Source organism: Corynebacterium stationis (genome assembly GCF_001941345.1).
In the GTDB taxonomy this organism is placed as follows: Bacteria; Actinomycetota; Actinomycetes; order Mycobacteriales; family Mycobacteriaceae; genus Corynebacterium; species Corynebacterium stationis.
The window spans coordinates 2626871-2643959 of sequence record NZ_CP009251.1 but is presented as its reverse complement, the minus strand read 5'-3'; the positions used below and the strand labels follow the sequence as shown (position 1 = coordinate 2643959).

General features: G+C 56.6%; 18 protein-coding genes. 9 read left to right on the top strand and 9 right to left on the bottom strand.

Translation table 11 applies throughout. From position 1 onward, the window contains the following. Nucleotides 1–5: 5 nt before the first annotated feature. A complete protein-coding gene (locus CSTAT_RS13625; protein ID WP_169833266.1) occupies nucleotides 6–158 on the top strand; it encodes a hypothetical protein in 153 nt (50 codons plus the stop codon). 37 nt (nucleotides 159–195) lie between these two features. On the opposite strand, the gene CSTAT_RS12260 is transcribed toward CSTAT_RS13625, so the two are convergent. Next, on the bottom strand, nucleotides 196–789 hold the full coding sequence (locus CSTAT_RS12260) for a DUF2020 domain-containing protein (RefSeq protein ID WP_075723648.1): 594 nt from the start codon (nucleotides 787–789) through the stop codon (nucleotides 196–198). Here CSTAT_RS12260 and CSTAT_RS12255 point away from each other — a divergent pair. Beyond that, nucleotides 788–2005 (top strand): sensor histidine kinase, encoded by a 1218-nt coding sequence (locus tag CSTAT_RS12255; protein WP_066796886.1) that lies wholly within the window; start codon nucleotides 788–790, stop codon nucleotides 2003–2005. The two genes, CSTAT_RS12260 and CSTAT_RS12255, sit on opposite strands and share 2 nt — an antisense overlap. Nucleotides 2006–2044: 39 nt before the next feature. Continuing rightward, a complete protein-coding gene (locus CSTAT_RS12250; protein ID WP_075723647.1) occupies nucleotides 2045–2683 on the top strand; it encodes a response regulator in 639 nt (212 codons plus the stop codon). A 146-nt stretch (nucleotides 2684–2829) separates the two neighbouring features. Here the strand turns inward: CSTAT_RS12250 and CSTAT_RS12245 are convergent, their stop codons facing one another. Next, nucleotides 2830–3468: a DUF6474 family protein gene (locus CSTAT_RS12245; protein ID WP_066796882.1), complete on the bottom strand. Its 639-nt coding sequence runs from the start codon at nucleotides 3466–3468 to the stop codon at nucleotides 2830–2832. Between the two features lie 92 nt (nucleotides 3469–3560). Between CSTAT_RS12245 and CSTAT_RS12240 the strand changes: the two genes are divergently transcribed. Beyond that, nucleotides 3561–5078 (top strand): TM0106 family RecB-like putative nuclease, encoded by a 1518-nt coding sequence (locus CSTAT_RS12240; protein WP_083640871.1) that lies wholly within the window; start codon nucleotides 3561–3563, stop codon nucleotides 5076–5078. Nucleotides 5079–5113: 35 nt separating this feature from the next. Here the strand turns inward: CSTAT_RS12240 and CSTAT_RS12235 are convergent, their stop codons facing one another. Then, a complete protein-coding gene (locus CSTAT_RS12235; RefSeq protein ID WP_075723645.1) occupies nucleotides 5114–6295 on the bottom strand; it encodes an MFS transporter in 1182 nt (393 codons plus the stop codon). Between the two features lie 97 nt (nucleotides 6296–6392). On the opposite strand from CSTAT_RS12235, the gene CSTAT_RS12230 reads away from it, so the two are divergent. After that, nucleotides 6393–7295: a LysR family transcriptional regulator gene (locus tag CSTAT_RS12230; RefSeq protein WP_075723644.1), complete on the top strand. Its 903-nt coding sequence runs from the start codon at nucleotides 6393–6395 to the stop codon at nucleotides 7293–7295. Here CSTAT_RS12230 and CSTAT_RS12225 read toward each other — a convergent pair. The 5 genes from CSTAT_RS12225 to CSTAT_RS12205 all read right to left on the bottom strand — a co-directional run bounded on the left by CSTAT_RS12225 (nucleotide 7270) and on the right by CSTAT_RS12205 (nucleotide 10614). After that, nucleotides 7270–7473 (bottom strand): helix-turn-helix transcriptional regulator, encoded by a 204-nt coding sequence (locus tag CSTAT_RS12225; RefSeq protein ID WP_075723643.1) that lies wholly within the window; start codon nucleotides 7471–7473, stop codon nucleotides 7270–7272. The genes CSTAT_RS12230 and CSTAT_RS12225 overlap by 26 nt on opposite strands. A gap of 18 nt (nucleotides 7474–7491) precedes the next feature. Next, entirely contained in the window at nucleotides 7492–7992 is a 501-nt protein-coding gene (locus CSTAT_RS12220) for a hypothetical protein (protein WP_075723642.1), read from the bottom strand. Nucleotides 7993–8106: 114 nt separating this feature from the next. Beyond that, entirely contained in the window at nucleotides 8107–9249 is a 1143-nt protein-coding gene (locus tag CSTAT_RS12215) for an amidase (RefSeq protein ID WP_075723641.1), read from the bottom strand. A gap of 59 nt (nucleotides 9250–9308) precedes the next feature. Next, entirely contained in the window at nucleotides 9309–9902 is a 594-nt protein-coding gene (locus tag CSTAT_RS12210; protein WP_211273014.1) for a hypothetical protein, read from the bottom strand. A 109-nt stretch (nucleotides 9903–10011) separates the two neighbouring features. Continuing rightward, nucleotides 10012–10614, bottom strand: coding sequence for a superoxide dismutase (locus CSTAT_RS12205; RefSeq protein WP_066838363.1), 603 nt, complete (start codon nucleotides 10612–10614; stop codon nucleotides 10012–10014). A 149-nt stretch (nucleotides 10615–10763) separates the two neighbouring features. Between CSTAT_RS12205 and msrA the strand changes: the two genes are divergently transcribed. Further along, nucleotides 10764–11414 carry a peptide-methionine (S)-S-oxide reductase MsrA gene (msrA, locus tag CSTAT_RS12200; RefSeq protein WP_066796850.1) on the top strand — a complete coding sequence of 217 codons (651 nt, stop codon included), beginning with the start codon at nucleotides 10764–10766 and terminating at the stop codon, nucleotides 11412–11414. 10 nt (nucleotides 11415–11424) lie between these two features. Here the strand turns inward: msrA and CSTAT_RS12195 are convergent, their stop codons facing one another. After that, entirely contained in the window at nucleotides 11425–13353 is a 1929-nt protein-coding gene (locus tag CSTAT_RS12195) for an alpha/beta-hydrolase family protein (protein ID WP_211273013.1), read from the bottom strand. 98 nt (nucleotides 13354–13451) lie between these two features. On the opposite strand from CSTAT_RS12195, the gene CSTAT_RS12190 reads away from it, so the two are divergent. From CSTAT_RS12190 to nadB, 3 genes are all read left to right on the top strand, one after another. Then, the gene (locus CSTAT_RS12190) at nucleotides 13452–14399 is read left to right on the top strand and encodes an L-lactate dehydrogenase (protein ID WP_075723639.1); all 948 of its coding nucleotides are present in this window, start codon (nucleotides 13452–13454) and stop codon (nucleotides 14397–14399) included. Between the two features lie 105 nt (nucleotides 14400–14504). Next, nucleotides 14505–15560, top strand: a complete 1056-nt coding sequence (gene nadA, locus CSTAT_RS12185; protein ID WP_156845168.1) for a quinolinate synthase NadA — start codon at nucleotides 14505–14507, stop codon at nucleotides 15558–15560. A gap of 7 nt (nucleotides 15561–15567) precedes the next feature. Next, entirely contained in the window at nucleotides 15568–17088 is a 1521-nt protein-coding gene (nadB, locus tag CSTAT_RS12180; protein ID WP_075723638.1) for an L-aspartate oxidase, read from the top strand. Nucleotide 17089 lies beyond the last annotated feature (1 nt).

The window sequence follows — 17089 nt, the reverse complement described above, 5'->3', positions numbered from 1 at the left end:
AAATCATGTACCGCGCTCTATGGAATCTGTTACCTGGATCCGCACCGGTGAAAGCGCTCTTAGCTATCGCGTTTGCAATCGGAGTATTTTTCTTGCTCATGGAGGTTGTCTTCCCGCAGATCTCGCTGGTGATGCCTTATAACGACGTCGCTGTGTAACGGAAAATACCGGAAAGGTAATTTAGCGGGACGGTATTCACAACCCTAAGTTGATAATGACCTGCTTGGCGATGGTTTCGGCTTTAACAGATTGTTCTTGATTGCTCCACACCACCACGGCCATGGAGTCTTTGGCCACGGCGAAGACGCTGCCGGCGCCGGTGGGGATACCGCCAAGCGCGCCGCGACCTCCGTCCCACTCGCCGTATTCGGCGGGCGAGGTGGAATCGATAGGCGCTGCGAAATCAACGACTTCCATGGCTTGTCCGAAGCTTGACAACCTACGAACCATCACGATGAGCTGAGGCTCATCAGGGTAGGAATAAAACACGCATGCTGGCGGGTTAAAGCGTGTATCCACCCCAAAATCGGTCACGCGCTGGCCATTGGCATCCGCCACGAACTGCGTATCCAGGTACGGGCATGCTTCCTGTCCGCCGCGGCCGACCTCCGGAAGGGCATCGACCGCGAGCCCATCACGAGGTGCGACCGGCGCACTCGATATTGCCGGCGACGAGGGCGATGATTCGGAGGTATTGTTGGGGTCGGTGGGCGTGTCTGCGGCGCAGGAGGAGAGAACTCCTGCTGCAACTACCAGGGAGATTGCTCGGGGAAGTAGGCTCAATGGCATGAGTTACAGTCTAGATCAGGACGAGCTAGAAGCCATCGAGTCCTCTGAGGGCGCAGAAATCATGCGCAACGGCGTGCATATTCTCACCGCGACAATCCTCGTGGTGGCAATTTTGATGTCGGTGCGCATGGACCTGTCGCTCGCCGTGCTGAATTTGGTACTGCTCTCGCTGTTTGCTGGGCTGTATTTTGTAGGCAGCTACTATCTGGAGCGCATGACTGGCGTCTGGAAATTAGCGTGGTTGATAGCGCTGACGGTTGTGTGGATAGCCGATATTCTGGTTGCTTCTGCAGGCATCTACCTGCTCTTCGTGCTGTTTTTCTTGTATTTGCGTGTACTCGGAATGGTCTGGGGCAGCATCTCAGTGATTTTTGGAACCGCGGTATCCGTTGGTATTCAAATTCCGCAGGGTCTGACCTTTGGCGGGGTGATGGGGCCTGTCGTTTCCGCGCTGGTCACCGTGGCGATTTTTTATGCCTTTACGCGCCTTCATGAGATTAATACTGAGCGCACGGCATTGATTCGGGAATTGATGGAAACGCGCGAGCAGCTGGCAGAGACCGAGCGCGCGGCTGGTGTCGCGGGGGAGCGCCAGCGCATTGCCCATGAAATTCATGACACGCTCGCGCAAGGACTATCGTCGATACAAATGCTCTTGCATGCGGCTAACCGGGATTTAGACGGTGATATTAACGTGGATAAAGCACGTGAGCGCATTGGCCTGGCGCGACAAACCGCGGCGGATAATCTCCAAGAAGCCCGCGCCATGATTGCCGCGCTGCAGCCGGCAGCGCTGTCGCAAACCTCACTGGTGGGTGCGTTGGACCGAATGGCACAAGGCTTTGCCGCAGCGGCGGACCTTAATATCGAGGTGGAAGCAGATGGTGAGGTTACTCAGCTGCCGATGAAGCTCGAAGCCGTCTTGCTGCGCATCGCACAGGGGGCTGTGGGTAATGTGGCAAAACATGCTCAGGCTACGCGCGCGCGAATTACAGTGTCTTATTCTGACGACGCGGTGCGAGTAGACATCGTCGACAATGGCGTCGGTTTTGATGTGAAAGCCGTCGAGTCACGCCCGGCAGGCTTGGGACACATTGGTCTTGCGGCTATGAAACGGCGTGCGGAAGAAGTCTCGGGCGAAGTAGTAATTGAATCGAGCCCAGGCAACGGAACTGCAGTCAGCGTTAGTGTACCCTTAACAACGAACGCCCATTAAACTTTTGGTGGACGATACATAGCAAAAAGGAGTGATGAAGTGATTCGTGTCTTGCTAGCTGACGACCACGAAATCGTTCGTCTGGGCCTTCGTGCAATTTTGGAAGAAGCCCAAGACATTGAAGTGGTCGGCGAGGTAGCCACAGCCGAGGCTGCGATCACCGCGGCCCAAGCAGGCGGAATCGACGTCATCTTGATGGACCTGCGTTTCGGCGCAGGTATTGAAGGAACCCGCGTGATGGGTGGTGCCGAGGCAACCCAGCGGATCCGTCAGGCGATGGATAAACCGCCGAAGGTGCTAGTGGTGACAAACTACGACACGGACGCCGATATCCTCGGTGCCATCGAAGCAGGCGCTGTTGGCTACCTGCTCAAAGATGCGCCGCCGCTGGAGCTCACCAACGCGGTGCGTTCCGCAGCCGAGGGTGATTCCGCGCTGTCGTCGATGGTCGCTGACCGTTTGATGACCCGCGTGCGCACCCCGCGCTCCTCGCTGACCCCGCGCGAGCTAGAGGTTCTGCAACTAGTCGCAGGTGGCTCCTCGAACCGCGAAATCGGCCAGGAACTGATGCTTTCGGAAGCAACCGTGAAATCGCACCTCGTGCACATCTACGACAAGTTAGGCGTGCGCTCTCGCACCTCTGCTGTCGCAGCTGCCCGCGAGCAGGGTGTGCTTTAGCGCTATGCGCTTCAGCACACGCCACGCGGAGCTACCAGAACACGTTAAGTCCTAGCGGCACACGCCGGGCTTGGCATCAAAATGACCTTGGGAAGTAAATTCTCCAAGGTCATTATTCTTTGGCGTTAAATTCGGCTTGACCGAATTTAACCCCGGGTGATGCGGTCCTGGATTTCTTGGGTCACCATATCGATCTCGCGGTTAATCGAGCTGTGCGCGCGGCGGCGCTGCTGTGGGGTCATGAGCTCGGCGTTATCAACGGCAGCATCAAGGTCATCGAGGCGTTCTTTGATGTCACGCTTGAAACCCGCCGGCAAGGAACCATTCTCATCAAGTGTGTTGCGGATACCTTGGGTGCGGGCCTTGATAGAAGCGCCGTGGCCAGCGAAAGAAGCGAGCTGATCGGTAGTGACACCGGCCTTTTTCGCGCGGCTTTGCTCGAATTGCTGGCGGCCGGAGACAATAGCGCGGTAAAGCAAAGGCAACAGCAAAGGAGCGGCAGTGCGCGCCGCGCCGGCGTAGCGTTTGACGTTATCGGTATTAAAGCGGCCCGCGCGCAGCTTTTCCAATTCGGTCTTAGCAAGGTTAAGCTCATGCTTGCGGCGCTGCTTTAGCCCCTTCTCTTCGGACTTAACCAGCTGCTTCTCCTGATTGGCCAGAAGCTTCTGCTGGCGCTTGCGCGCCTTGTCTGCGGACTTGACCTCGGCTTTCGCCTTGGTTTTTGCCGCCTTCAACTCAGCTTTAGCGGCGCGACGTGACTTGCGGAATTTCTTCAGAAGGCTCATGGATTAGTTTCCGTCCATTTCTTTTGTTCATCAAGTGCAGTACTTATTGTATTTACTGTATTCAACATTACCTTGATGAGTGGGTTAAGCTCATGAGAGTGGAAAAACAGGTACGTGCGTCAGATCTCGTGGGCTGCCGATATCGGCTCGTCCAGCGTCGCACCCACCCCGAGGTCCCGCGCACCGATGCAGCACAAGCCCGTGCCGCACGCTATGACGCCGCGCGTGAGGCCGTGTGGGAGAAATTCCCCCGCAAATCAGATTCGCGTCGCAGAGTTTTTCGTCGCATCGATCTGGGTCCTCTTCCCGCTGAAGATCCGAGGCTGCGTTCTTTAGAGACCTTAGAAGCTCTCGCCACTGGCGCAACGCACATCACCGGTGCAGTCTTCACCAATGAGAAGTGGCTGGTGGGGGTGGATATGTTGGTGCGCGAGGGGGCATCGACAAGCGAAAGCTCCTATACCCCGGTGATGGTCTCTACCCACCGTGTGGCGCGCAAACATGACTCCGTGAAAATTCTGGGCGTGCCCACCCACCGGCTGGGCTTAAGTGAGCCTTTAGAACTTGGTTATAAGCCGCGGCACCACGTGCTTGATGGCTACCATTTGGCGATGGCCGCGCGGGCGCTCGAAGACCTAGGGCTGAATTCGGGCCGTGGTGCGCTGGTAGGCCAAGACCAGTCTCTGGCCTTTTATTCTGATACCGCAAGCTACCAGCCAGCCTTGGACGCGGCTTTGGCGGCGGTGGAGCCGGCGAACCTGCCCACCCAGCCGCGGCGGGTCAAAGAGTGTGCTAGCTGCCGCTTTTGGCCTTTGTGTGAACCAGAGCTCAAAGCCATGGATGATATCAGCCTCTTTCTCCCTGGCGACCGCGCGCGAGCATATCGCGAAGACGGAATTAATACGGTGCAAGGGCTTATCGATGCCTCCCTCGGCCTTCCTTCACAGCTCGCCTCCGCGTGGCGCGACGGCACAGTGTTATTAGCCCACGGAGATATCACCATGCCGCGTGCCGATGTTGAAATTGATGTGGACATGGAAGCGTACATGGACCAAGGCGCATACCTGTGGGGTGCGTGGATGGACGGTACCTACTACGACTTCGTCACCTGGGAGAAGCTGGGTTCCAAGGCTGAGGCGCATAATTTCGCGGACTTTTGGACCTGGTTGATGGAAAGGCGTGACGAGGCGCATGCGGCGGGCAAGACTTTTGCTGCCTATTGCTACTCGGCGCACGGTGAAAACCACTGGATGCGCATGTCAGCGCAGCGTTTTCATGAGCACACCCCGGGCGTTCCCTCAGTGGAGGAAGTCAACGCGTTTATCAATTCAGGTGAATGGGTGGACATGTTCGTCCACGTGAAGAAGAACTTCGACGGTCCCTATGGTTTGAGCCTGAAGACGGTGGCACCACAGGCTGGTTTTAACTGGGAGCAGGGCGATTTCGACGGCGAAGAATCCGTCAACGCGCGCCGGGTTGCTATTGGCATAGATGAGACGGCAATGCGTGCGCGGGAGATGCTATTGACCTATAACGCCGATGACGTGCAGGCAACGCTCGCGGTGCGTGAGTGGATGAGCGATAACGCGCCGGGCGTCCCACGTCTGTGATTTATCGGTAGAGGAGGCAACGAATCTGTAGCTGCTTACACCGCAACGGGCTCTTTAACACGGCTGGTGGATTTCAGCAGCCATGCGCCGATGAGGATGACCGCGACGGTGAAACAGGAGATAAAGGCGATAAAGCCAGTCCACGAGGTGGCTTCAAAGACAAGGCCGGACGCAGCGCCGACGGCGGACGAGCCGGCGTAGTAGCACAGCAGATACATGCTGGACGCCTCAGCGCGGTTGGTGGCAGCGGCGTGGCCGACCCAGCCAGAGGCGGTGGAGTGGGCCGCGAAAAAGCCCGCGGTAAAAATGAACATGCCGGCCAACAGCACCGGCAGCGGCCCGAGTGTCATCACAATGCCCAAGGCATACAGCACTGAGGAGACAACGAAAGTCTTGCTGTGGCCGTATTTATTGATGATGGTGCCCACACGTGCTGATGACCACGTGCCCGCCAGATACATCAAAAACACCAGGCCCGTCAGTGTCACTGGTAAGCCAAAGTGGTGGATGAGCCGGAATGTAATGAAGTTATACATGGAGACAAAAGCGCCCATGCCTAAGAAGGCGAAAAGGAAAAGCAGGCCGAGCTCCAGATTGCGCCAGTGATTAATCATCGCGCGTATTTCGGCTTTAAAGTGCAGCTGCTTAGGCCGGAAGTTTTCCTGTTTAGGCAGCAAAATGACAAAGAGCACAGCGAAAATCGCTGACACTGCCGCAGATCCCAACAGTGCGCCGCGCCAGCCGGTAAAGTCCAGCAGCCCGGTGGGAATCAGGCGGCCGGCGATTCCGCCGAGGGTATTGCCGGCGATGTACAGTCCCATCGCGCGCGGCAAGATATCCTCGTCGAGTTCTTCTGACAACCACGCCATCGCCACAGCCGGGGCACCGGCCAAAACAGCCCCCTGTAGTGCGCGGACGGCAATGATAGCCAAAACATTCTCGCCAACCAGTGGCACTGCAAAAGCCAAGATGGTAGCGAGTACTACAGAGATAACCAATAGCCGCCCGCGTCCAAAACGCTCAGACAAGATAGATAGCGGCACGATGCACAGCGCCAAAGCACCGGTCGCAGCAGAAACGGTCAGCGCGGCCTCAGTCGGGGTAAAGCCCAGCACTTCGACGAAGGTCGGCAGCATAGCCTGGGTGGAGTACAGACCTGAAAAGATTGCCAAGCCCACAAAGAGCACGGCGACCATGGCGCGGGTATTTCTTTGCATGTACCTATAGTCCCTCACCGCGAAGTATGAGTAAAATGCATTTTAGTACCCAGTTCAATGCGTAGCGTGCATAAGTGACCGTGCCAGGGAGAAGCCCATGAATTTTCACGACATTGAAGGATTTCTGGCGATCGTGCGCGCAGTGGATGCCGGGGAGAATCTCACCGACGCCGCGGATGACCTGTATCTTTCGCAATCTGCCTTAACTCGCAGGCTGCAGCGACTAGAGCAGGAGCTGGGCACTTCTTTGTTTGAGCGCCATGGCCGCAAGTTGGCCCTAAACACCCGTGGGCAGGCATTTTTGCCGCACGCACAAGCCATGATCGATGAACGCACGCAGGCAATAGATAACGTCGCACGCTTGATGGATCCGGGACGCGGCCGTGTGCGCCTAGATTTCATGCACTCCTTGGGCACCTGGATGGTGCCTGACCTTTTGCGTAGCTACCGGCAGATGTACCCGCATGTGCAATTTGCGCTGCACCAAGGAGCGGCGCAGTATTTGACGGATCGGATTCGCGCTGGGGTCAGTGATATCGCGCTCGTGGGCCCGAAGCCACAGGATCTGGCCGCGCCGGGCCAAGTTCAGCTGCGCTGGCACCAGTTGGAGATGCAACGGCTGGCGATTGCGGTGCCGGAAGGGCATTGGGCATCGACAAGAAAAAGCATCGCCATGGCAGAGCTTGCCGATGAACCCTTTATCGGTATGTTGCCTGGCTACGGCACGCGCATGCTATTAAATTCTTTGGCTGCTGAGGCGGGCTTTGTGCCGCGGTTCGTGTTTGAATCCATGGAACTGACCACGGTCTCCGGGCTGGTCACCGCTGGTTTGGGCTGCGCACTGCTGCCTTTAGACGACCCGTATCTAAATGCCACAAACTTAATTCCACTCGAGCCCGCGCGCTACCGTGAACTCGGCATGGTGTGGCGCGACGGAGATGATGCCCCGCCGGTGAAACAATTCCGGGATTTTATTAGGGCGTCGGGGAATCAGGGATAAATAGGTCCTCGATGGCGCAATCGAACTGCGCGGCAAGCTGGAACGCGAGCGGCAGTGAGGGATCGTAGCGGCCTTTTTCAATACTGATGATGGTCTGGCGGGAAACGCCCAAGGCATCGGCAAGCTTTTGTTGCGAAAGACCGTGCTGCTCGCGCAGGGATTTCAAGTTATTGTCCATAGTCTTAGTAGGGCCGGCTTATGAATCGCGGCGCTTGTTGAGATAGTAGCTGCCGCCGAAAGCAACCAGGATAAAGACGTAGCTGGCGATCGCGAATGCGCCTAGCGAAAGCTTCACGTCCGTAAAGGCACTGGCTACCCCCAAGGCGCCGATGGCGAACAAAATGATGTGGAACGTATTCTGCGTCGCGTTGTCATACCACGTGGACTCAATGGAGTCTTCGGGGTTCGGTGTAGCGCCCACGATAGTGTCGCGGTCGACCATGAATACCCACGCTCCTGCCGATGCTACGGGGAACAAGCACAGCGTGAAGACGCCGAGGTACAACCCTATGGATTCTTCCGGATGCACAATCGCCCAGAGAATTAACGCCGCCGCAAAAGCGGCCGCCAAACCGGCCACTATGGAACCGGCGATCAGTGCCGCCGGCGAACCGCCGAACTTCGAGCGCCCGAAACGAGACCGCGGCTTGGGCTGCTCCACGTTATTTGCTGCGCCATGTGCTGCCGTGGTGTTCATGAGAATTGCTCCTCTTGGAAGTGGTGTGCGTGTGAACTAACCTCAGCATATGTAAAGCGCCCTTTGCGTGTCAAGGGAACTTTACAGGTTTGGTTGGGTGGCGGCGCGACTGTATTAGACGTGTAGGCCTTCTGCCAGCGCTAATAGCTCAGGATCGTCTAAAGTCAGCGAGCCCAAATGAACCGCCGCTGGCTGGAAACGGCCCGGCACCGGCCACGGCAATGAAATCGCGCAGGTACCCGCGATATTGAACAACGATGTCCACGGCACCCATTTGGCTTGGGCTGCGAAGTTCTCTGCCGGCGGCAGGGATGAGAATGCGCCAATCTTTGGCGGATCGGATGCGATGGTGGGATTGAGAATGACATCCACACCCCAATGCTCTGCGAGCTTGCCTTTCAACTCGCGGGCGTAGACTTCGGACCCCGTGACCTGTTCTGGCGTTACCTTAAGCCCCTTTTCGCGCAGCCACTCAGCGATGTAGTCATAGTGCTCCAATTCCACTAACCGATGCGAAAATAGGTTGGTGAAATGCCCGAAAGTTATCTCGGCTTCTGGCCAGTCGCCGACCTCGATGATGTCGTGGCCGGCATCGGCAAGCTGCTGTGCGGCCTCTGCCACTGCCGTGAGGTACTCCTGCTGCACCTGTGTCTTAGCGATAATTGGGGTGGTCAGCACGCCGATACGAAGTTTGCGCTCTAGACGCGGCTCAATCTGGTGCAAAAATGCCTGGTCTTGCACGGAAGTAGTCAAGTAGCCATGCACGGCGAGCGTATCGGCGGATGGCTTGAATCCGACAATTCCGCAGGCAGCCGCCGGAATACGAATGGATCCACCCGCGTCAGAGGCGTGTGCGGCGCGCACCAGCCCGCGCGCCACCATCGCTGCCGCACCGCCCGAGGAACCACCTGGTGTATGTCCTGGCCAGATTGGGTTATCTACCGCCGGCAGGTCGCGTGGCTCGGCATCCACGGTTAATCCCAGCTCTGAAGACACCGACTTTCCAGGAATGCGTGCTCCGCGCGCTTCGTAGGCGGTGATGAAAGGGTCTGTCTCCGTTGCCATGCGCGTGCGCGCCTTGGAGCCGAAGGTGGTGGGCATACCTGCAACGTCATAAAGGTCTTTGGCCGGGATAATCCACCCCGACAAATCGCCTTGCGCTACCGGCTCGCGGTCAAGGGCAATATAGGAAAATCCGTGTTCTTCCGGAGTGAGATGGTCCAGGGCATTGGCAAGATCTGAAATTGATTCCGTCATGCGCCCCATCATAGAGCCAGCACAGGGCAAGCTGGTCGGAGCAGAAGGTGGCAGTTAAGTCACTCATTTATTTTACGGGCAGGTGGGCGAGCTACTTGTACTTCATTGTCCCTAGGGCTTATGCCCAAATCTGTTCTCGTGGTTGAGCCGTCTAGTTCAATTTCAACGACAACTGTGCTGATTAGGCCGTTCTTCTCAGTGAGGTGTATTTCGACGTAATCACTTGATGCTGACACCGATAAATCTCCGCTGAGCTCGAAGCTTCCTCCCTTAGCTAATTGTGAACATGGGACGGCGGCTAATGCCTGGTTGTCGGATAGCTGCTGAAAGATTGGGGCTTTATTAAACCAAAATAATGGTGCTACTGGAGTGTTGGAGAGTTCCGCTTCCGCGAATAGTAGGAACATATCGTCATCGGCGCCAACATATAAGTCATCTTCAACCAAGTATGACGTGGGGTATTGCGTGCTCACGCCGTCTACAACTTGAGATCCCGAAATGACCGCGGAATTTTCCCAAACATTAATCGCAGCCTTCAAATGGGCACTGAGGAAACCTTGCCCATTCTGAGAGGTAATGAAAGATTCCACATCTAGGAACTCGGTTTCACAGGTCTGAGATATAACCCCTCGCCAGTGCTGTGTCATCGTCACGGGAAAGTACTCAAATGCCAAAACCCCTGCCGGAACTTCTGAAAATCAGAAGAAGCCGGCAGGGGCAGGTGTGTTTCCGCGCACTAAAGGCTGCGCTAAGAAACTTTAATTACTTGGACGCAGCTGCGAAACGCTCTGCAACGTCATCCCAGTTGAAGACGTTCCAGACTGCCTTAACGTAGTCAGCCTTAACGTTCTTGTACTGCAGGTAGAAAGCGTGCTCCCACATATCGAGCATAAGCAGTGGGGTGAAGTCTACAGAAACATTGCCCTGCTGATCGGTCAGCTGCTGAATGATCAGGCGGCCTGCGATGTGATCGTAACCAAGAACCGCCCAGCCGGAGCCCTGCAGGCCAAGTGCTGCAGCAGAGAAGTGAGCCTTGAACTTGTCGAAGGAACCGAAGTCGCGGTTGATAGCTTCTGCCAAGTCGCCGGTTGGCTCGCCGCCACCGTTTGGAGAAAGGTTCTTCCAGAATACGGAGTGGTTGGTGTGGCCACCCAAGTTGAACGCCAGGTTCTTGGACAGTGCGCGAACCTTATCTGGGTTTGCGTCACCGTTGCGCTCTGCTTCCAAAGCCTCAAGAGCAGCGTTTGCGCCAGCTACGTAGGTAGCGTGGTGCTTGGAGTGGTGCAGCTCCATGATCTCAGCGGAGATGTGTGGCTCCAGTGCGTCATAAGCGTAATCAAGTTCTGGTAGTTCATAAACAGCCATGAGTGTTTCCTTTCGTTGGGTACGTATCCCATGATATTCCGAAACAATATTTTGGCAACGATATTGTGCCCGAATACTGTGAACTTGCTGGTCGGGGAATTTTTAGGTGGTGGTGTATGTTGATTAAAAACAGAAAGGAGACGATTTCTATGTCGTTCTTATTTGCACCTACCCCTCAACTTGTTGCTAAAGAAGATGCATTACCCGGCCGCGCAGAACCTATCTTGGAGCCTAAGCCGCATGCGGTTTTAGGCACTCCGATTACCGGTCCGTGGAAGGAAGGTCAACGCTCCCTATTAGTAGCGCTGGGATGTTTCTGGGGTCATGAAAAAATGTACTGGGAGACAGATGGGGTGGAATCTACATCGGTAGGCTATGCCGGCGGTACCACCCCCAACCCGACTTATTTTGAGGTCTGCCGTGGCCAAACCAATCACGCTGAGGTCGTAGAAATTACCTATGACCCGGAAAAGATTAGCCTGAAGGAACTCGTGGTGATGGCGCTTGAAGCCCACGACCCAACCCAGGGCTTTAGGCAAGGTAATGACGTGGGCACCCAGTACCGTTCCGCGTTTTATCCACGTACTCAGGAAGAACTGGAAATCATCCAGGAACTGGTGGATAGCTATGACAAGAAGCTCGCCGAAAACGGCTTTGGCGCCATGACCACTGAGGTCAAACTGCTCAGTGACACTGACTCTGGCGAGTACTATCTAGCAGAAGACGAGCACCAGCAATACCTCTACAAGGTGCCTAATGGCTACTGCCCACACCACTCCACCGGCGTGAAGTGCGATTAGTTTGTGCCAATTAGCTGGGGTGATCGCGTATCCACTTCTCCGCGCGCTGCGCTAGCCGCGGAGTCAGTGGTGCTCGTGACTGGGATCCGAGCACCGAATCCCAGTACCAGAAGGTTTCTTCGTAGTAGTTGTGCCCGTGTCCGCCGGGGACGTTTAAAGAGTTAATTTGGTCGAGCCCGATCTGCCAAAAACTAATCAGCGGCGCCCAGCCCATGTCGTGAAAAGTATCGGCGTACAGCGTCGATGGTGCGGGCTCATGCATCCACGTGGGGCGGCGGTAGATGAGTTTGCGGGACCACCACACGATGGGATCAGAGGTGTGCTGGGCAATTAATACTCGGGGTCGTTGCCATTCATGGCTATAGCTGCGACCGAAGGCATCGTGACGCGTGTGCGCAGGTGCTGCGGCAAAGCGGATATGTCGGCCGCCGTCGACGATAGGTGCGCGTTCCAGAGAGCCCGGATCGTGCTCTAAATTGGCAAGCAGTTTTGTCATGCTTGGTGGGCCGGTAAATACTGCACCGTCGCAGGAGGCTAGGAGATCTTCAAAGTTGTCATAGCCATCGAGGTGTGCATACGCGCCTAAGGATTCGCCCGATAAGTACAGCTTGGGACGGTTATCTTCGGGCATGGAATCAAGTCGGTTGCGCACCGCGCGAATAAGTGAATGTGCTCCATCAATAGGGGCTTGCTTGTCGACGACATAAGAAAAAGCCGATGGCAGAATCGAATACTGTAGGGTTACTGAAGCGCAATTTCCCTTGGTAAGAAATTCTGGGGCAGCAGACATCCATTCACTGACCCAGCCGGAACCAGAGGGCATCTGAATCACGATGGTGTTGCGGTGAAAAGCGCCGGTTCTTTCCATTTCTAAGAGCACGCGACGTACTTGTCCTCGTACTGTCCGCCCGGACATGAGACCGGCGTAAATCCGAATGGGCTCACGGGCACGGGTAAATTCCATGACTTCCGCGATATCACGTGCACGCGGACCGCCGGATAAAAAGCGGCGGCCATGGGCTCCCACTGCTGTCCAATGTTCATAAGACCACGGGCTGCCGGAGCGTTCTGGTTCCCACGGCATGATGGAGCCAGGAAAGACTGACCTATTAATCTTTTGTGCGCGTACCGATGCAGAGTGGATGAAACGGCGCAATACTACCCGGTCAGATAAAGCGACGATGACCACGATAAATGTTGTTACAGCCAGAGGCCAGGCCACCAACATTGGCACTGCACGCCCCAGCTGTTGGGATATTTTGGAGACGGTAAATTGCACAATTTCTCCGAGCAATAACAGCGCACCGTATCCCAGGGAGCCGAGGGAAAGGCCGAGGGCAGCCTGCACTGGGCCGCGGTCCAGCGATTTACCGACCAGGTCTGCCTGAATGCCCTGGTTGCGCACGGATTTAGCCATGGCCGCGATAGTGATGGTTCCCAAGACCCAGTGAGCATTGCGTTTGAGCCGCGGAGTGAGATGATCCTGCGGGCGTTTTCCGGCAGCGCGTAGCGCATTCTTCAAGCCAAAAGCGGCCGATGCGGCAAAGAAATGTCCGATGGCCTGCCCTATGGCCACATTGAGCGCCGTTACCCACCAGGGCCTAGGCAATAGTGAGGGCCAAATTGCTGCCCAGGTTGCAACTTCCGCACCTAAAATGCCTGCTGCCATATTGTGCGGAAGTCGATTGCGTCGTGCCATGCGCACCGCTGGGGTGATATCGCTGAGCACTTCTAAACCGATGATGGATACCTGCAGCGCACCTGAGGCTAGTTTCAGTGACGATGACGCGGTTTCAAGGGCTACTCGCCGCAGGGAACGGGGAAGAGGCGGCGCCACACTTTTTCGCGGCTCCACCGACTGCGGCTGAGGGCACGAAATTTTCTGAAGTAACGAGCACGCAAGCTGTCCTATCCGGGGCTTACGTGCTTTTTTGCTCATGGGTACTATTGTCCCAGAACGCGAAATTTTCTGCATACATAGTAGTCGATTTTTGACTGGGCAGCGCCGTTGTAAAACCTCGCGCATAATGAAGAAGTATGAGCCCAAATGTTGGAAACAAAGTTGTCCTCATCGGCGCGGGTGATGTTGGTGTCGCCTACGCATATGCATTGGTAAACCAGGGAACCGTTGACCATCTCGCCATCATCGATATTGATGAAAAGAAGCTTAAAGGAAACGTCATGGACTTAAACCATGGCGTGGTGTGGGCGCCTTCGCGCACGCGAGTAACTGAAGGCACTTACGAAGATTGCAAGGATGCATCCATCGTCGTGATTTGCGCAGGCGCTGCGCAAAAGCCCGGCGAAACTCGCCTGGACTTGGTGGATAAGAATGTCACTATCATGAATGCCATCGTTGAATCTGCCATGGAGGCAGGCTTCGATGGCCTTTTTGTTGTAGCGACCAACCCAGTAGATCTGTTGACCTATGCCGTGTGGAAAGCCTCCGGTTTGCCGACCTCGCGCGTCATCGGTTCGGGCACGGTGCTGGATTCTGCGCGCTATCGCTACATGCTCGGGGAAATGGCAGGTATCGCGCCCACGTCAGTGCATGCCTACATCATCGGTGAGCACGGCGATTCTGAATTGCCAGTTGTATCCTCGGCAAATATTGGTGGCGTCCCGCTTGCGCGCCGGGCGGAAAAAGAGCCGGGGTTCAACGAACGTATCGAAGAAATCTTTGAACAAACCCGTGATGCGGCCTATCACATCATCGATGCTAAAGGCTCGACGAGCTATGGCATCGGCATGGCGCTGGCGCGCATTACTCGCGCGATTATCCAGAACCAAGACGTTGCGCTGCCAGTCTCTGCGTATATCGATGGCCACTATGGCTACAACGACATCTACTTCGGGACCCCAGCAATTATCAATCGTGGGGGCGTTGCTCGCGTGCTGGAGCTAGACCTCGACGAGCACGAGAAAGAGCGTCTCGATGCCTCCGTGAACACGCTACTGGACATCAAGAACCAAGTATTCGATTAAAATTCAGTTTTAGCCCGCGGGGCTAATTCCGGGTGTTCCCGCTGCATGCTGGCGATTGCGAAAACGCATTACGCCTGCCGTGCGGTGGGTCACTTTTTTATTTTGATGGGGGGTGGTGCTACCGTAGCCGGGGTTATCGACTGTGAGGCAAAAACCCAAAAGAAAGGACCCACCATGGCAATCAAATTAGACACCACCGTAGAAACTGACTGGATGGAAACAGTCCGTGAACTGGCAAGCCAGCGCAATGCTGTCATCCTGGCGCACAACTACCAGCTGCCAGAGATCCAAGACGTAGCTGACTACGTCGGAGATTCTTTGGGGCTTTCGCGCATCGCGGCGGAAACAGACGCTGATGAAGTGATTTTCTGCGGCGTGCACTTTATGGCTGAGACCGCAAAGATCCTCTCGCCGGAAAAGCGCGTGTTTATCCCGGATGCTAATGCCGGCTGTTCTTTGGCGGACACCATTAACGCCGACCAACTACGTGAGTGGAAAGCACAACACCCTGATGCGGTGGTGGTTAGCTACGTGAACACCACCGCTGAGGTCAAAGCGCTCACCGATGTCTGCTGCACCTCCTCCAACGCTGCCGACGTCGTGCGTTCCATCGCCGAGGACAAAGAAATTCTATTTCTCCCAGATCAGTTCCTCGGCGCACACGTACGTCGCGTGACCGGCCGCAAGAATATCCACGTCTGGGCAGGCGAATGCCACGTGCACGCAGATATTTCCCCGAGTGCCTTGGTGGATACGGTCCGTGCCAACGAGGGTGCGGAACTCTACGTCCACCCAGAATGCGGCTGCACCACCAGCGCTTTGTGGATGGCGGAATCCGGTGAAATTCCAGGCGACAACACGCACATCCTGTCAACCGGCGGCATGCTGGAAGAGGCCAAGAAGACCACCAGTGAGCGCGTCTTAGTCGCCACCGAAATCGGCATGTTGCACCAGCTGCGTAAAGCCAACCCGACCACGGAGTTCATGCCGGTCAACCCGCAGGCCGCGTGCCCATTCATGCAGATGATTACCCCAGAAAAGTTACTCAAGTGCTTGCAGGAGGGAAAGGATGAGGTATTCGTCGAGAAGCAGACTGCGGATGCCGCGCGCACCGCGGTCGAGCGCATGATTGCCATCGGCAACCCTGGCTCCGGCGAATAGGAAAAGCATGACCACGGAACTTATCACTCCTGCTGAGAGCTTTGCCGAGCGCACCGACGTGCTCATCATCGGTTCCGGCGCGGCAGGACTCACCGCTGCGCTGACCATTGCTGAGGCAGACCCAACACGCTCGGTTACCGTTATCACCCGCGGTGAGCCGGCGGACAGCTCCACGGCATGGGCCCAAGGCGGCCTTGCGGCAGTCATCTCCCCGGGAGACTCTTTTGACCTGCACATCGAGGACACGATGGCCGCGGGGGGTTTCCACGGCGACCGCGCCCGCGTCACCGAACTAGTCCAGCAGGCAAAAGAAGCCATCGACCGCCTAGTATCCCACGGTGCCCAATTCGCCGATGACCTGCACCTAGAGGGCGGGCACAGCCTACGTCGCATCGTGCACGCCGGCGACCAATCTGGGTGGGAAGTGGAGAAAACTCTCCTGCGGGCAGCCCGTGACCGCGGCATTAACATCATCTCCCATGCCCGCGCGATTGACCTGTTGACCACCGCCGATGGCACCGTGTGTGGAGTGCGCGGCTTCCATAATGGCCAGGTTGGTCGCTGGCTTGCCGATGACGTCGTGCTGGCCGCCGGCGGTGTCGGCGCGCTGTGGACGCTGACCTCCAATCCGGCCGTTGCCACCGCTGATGGCCTGGCCATGGCCCTGCGCGCCGGGGCAGCCACGCGCGATATCGAATTTGTGCAGTTCCACCCCACTGTGTTGGATCTTCCCCGCACAGGCGGTCGCGATGTGCTCATCTCGGAGGCAGTTCGCGGCGAAGGAGCAGTGCTTATCGATGCCCAGGGCACCCGCTTCATGAAAGCCCTCCACCCTTTGGCCGAGCTTGCCCCACGCGATGTGGTCTCCGCCGAAATTATCAACCACCTCAAGGATACCGGCGCTGAGCAGGTCTTTCTCGATGCCCGCTCAATTATTGATTTCCCGCAACGCTTTCCGACGATCCACGCCGAACTTCTGGCCCGCGGCATCGATGCCACCGTCGATCCCATTCCAGTCCGCCCAGGCGCGCACTATCATTGCGGCGGCGTCGCGGCTGATCTTGACGGGCGCACCAGCCTTAAAGGACTTAGCGCCATCGGCGAAGTCGCCGGCACGGGCGTGCAAGGCGCAAACCGGCTGGCCTCGAATTCTTTGACGGAAGCACTCGTAGCGGGCCATCGATGCGGGAACCGCCTGGCCATCTCAAAGCGCGCCGGGAAAGCTCAAAATCCAATCGCACGAACGCAGGTCACGCCTGTTGACGGAGCTGCAACCATCCGCTCAGCGATGGATTCCTATGTTGGTGTTAGCCGTAATGATGCCGGCCTGAGCGCCGCGTTAGACATCCTCTCATCGCTGCCTAAGGCAGCGGAGTTGAATGATGCAAGCTTAGATTCCACGAATATGGCCGCGGCCGGTCTTGCCATCGTGCAAGCTGCACGCGAGCGAACCGACTCACTCGGCTGTCACCGTCGTAGCGACAACGCTGCCGCAACCACCAAGAACTACCACTTTGCAGGAGCATAAT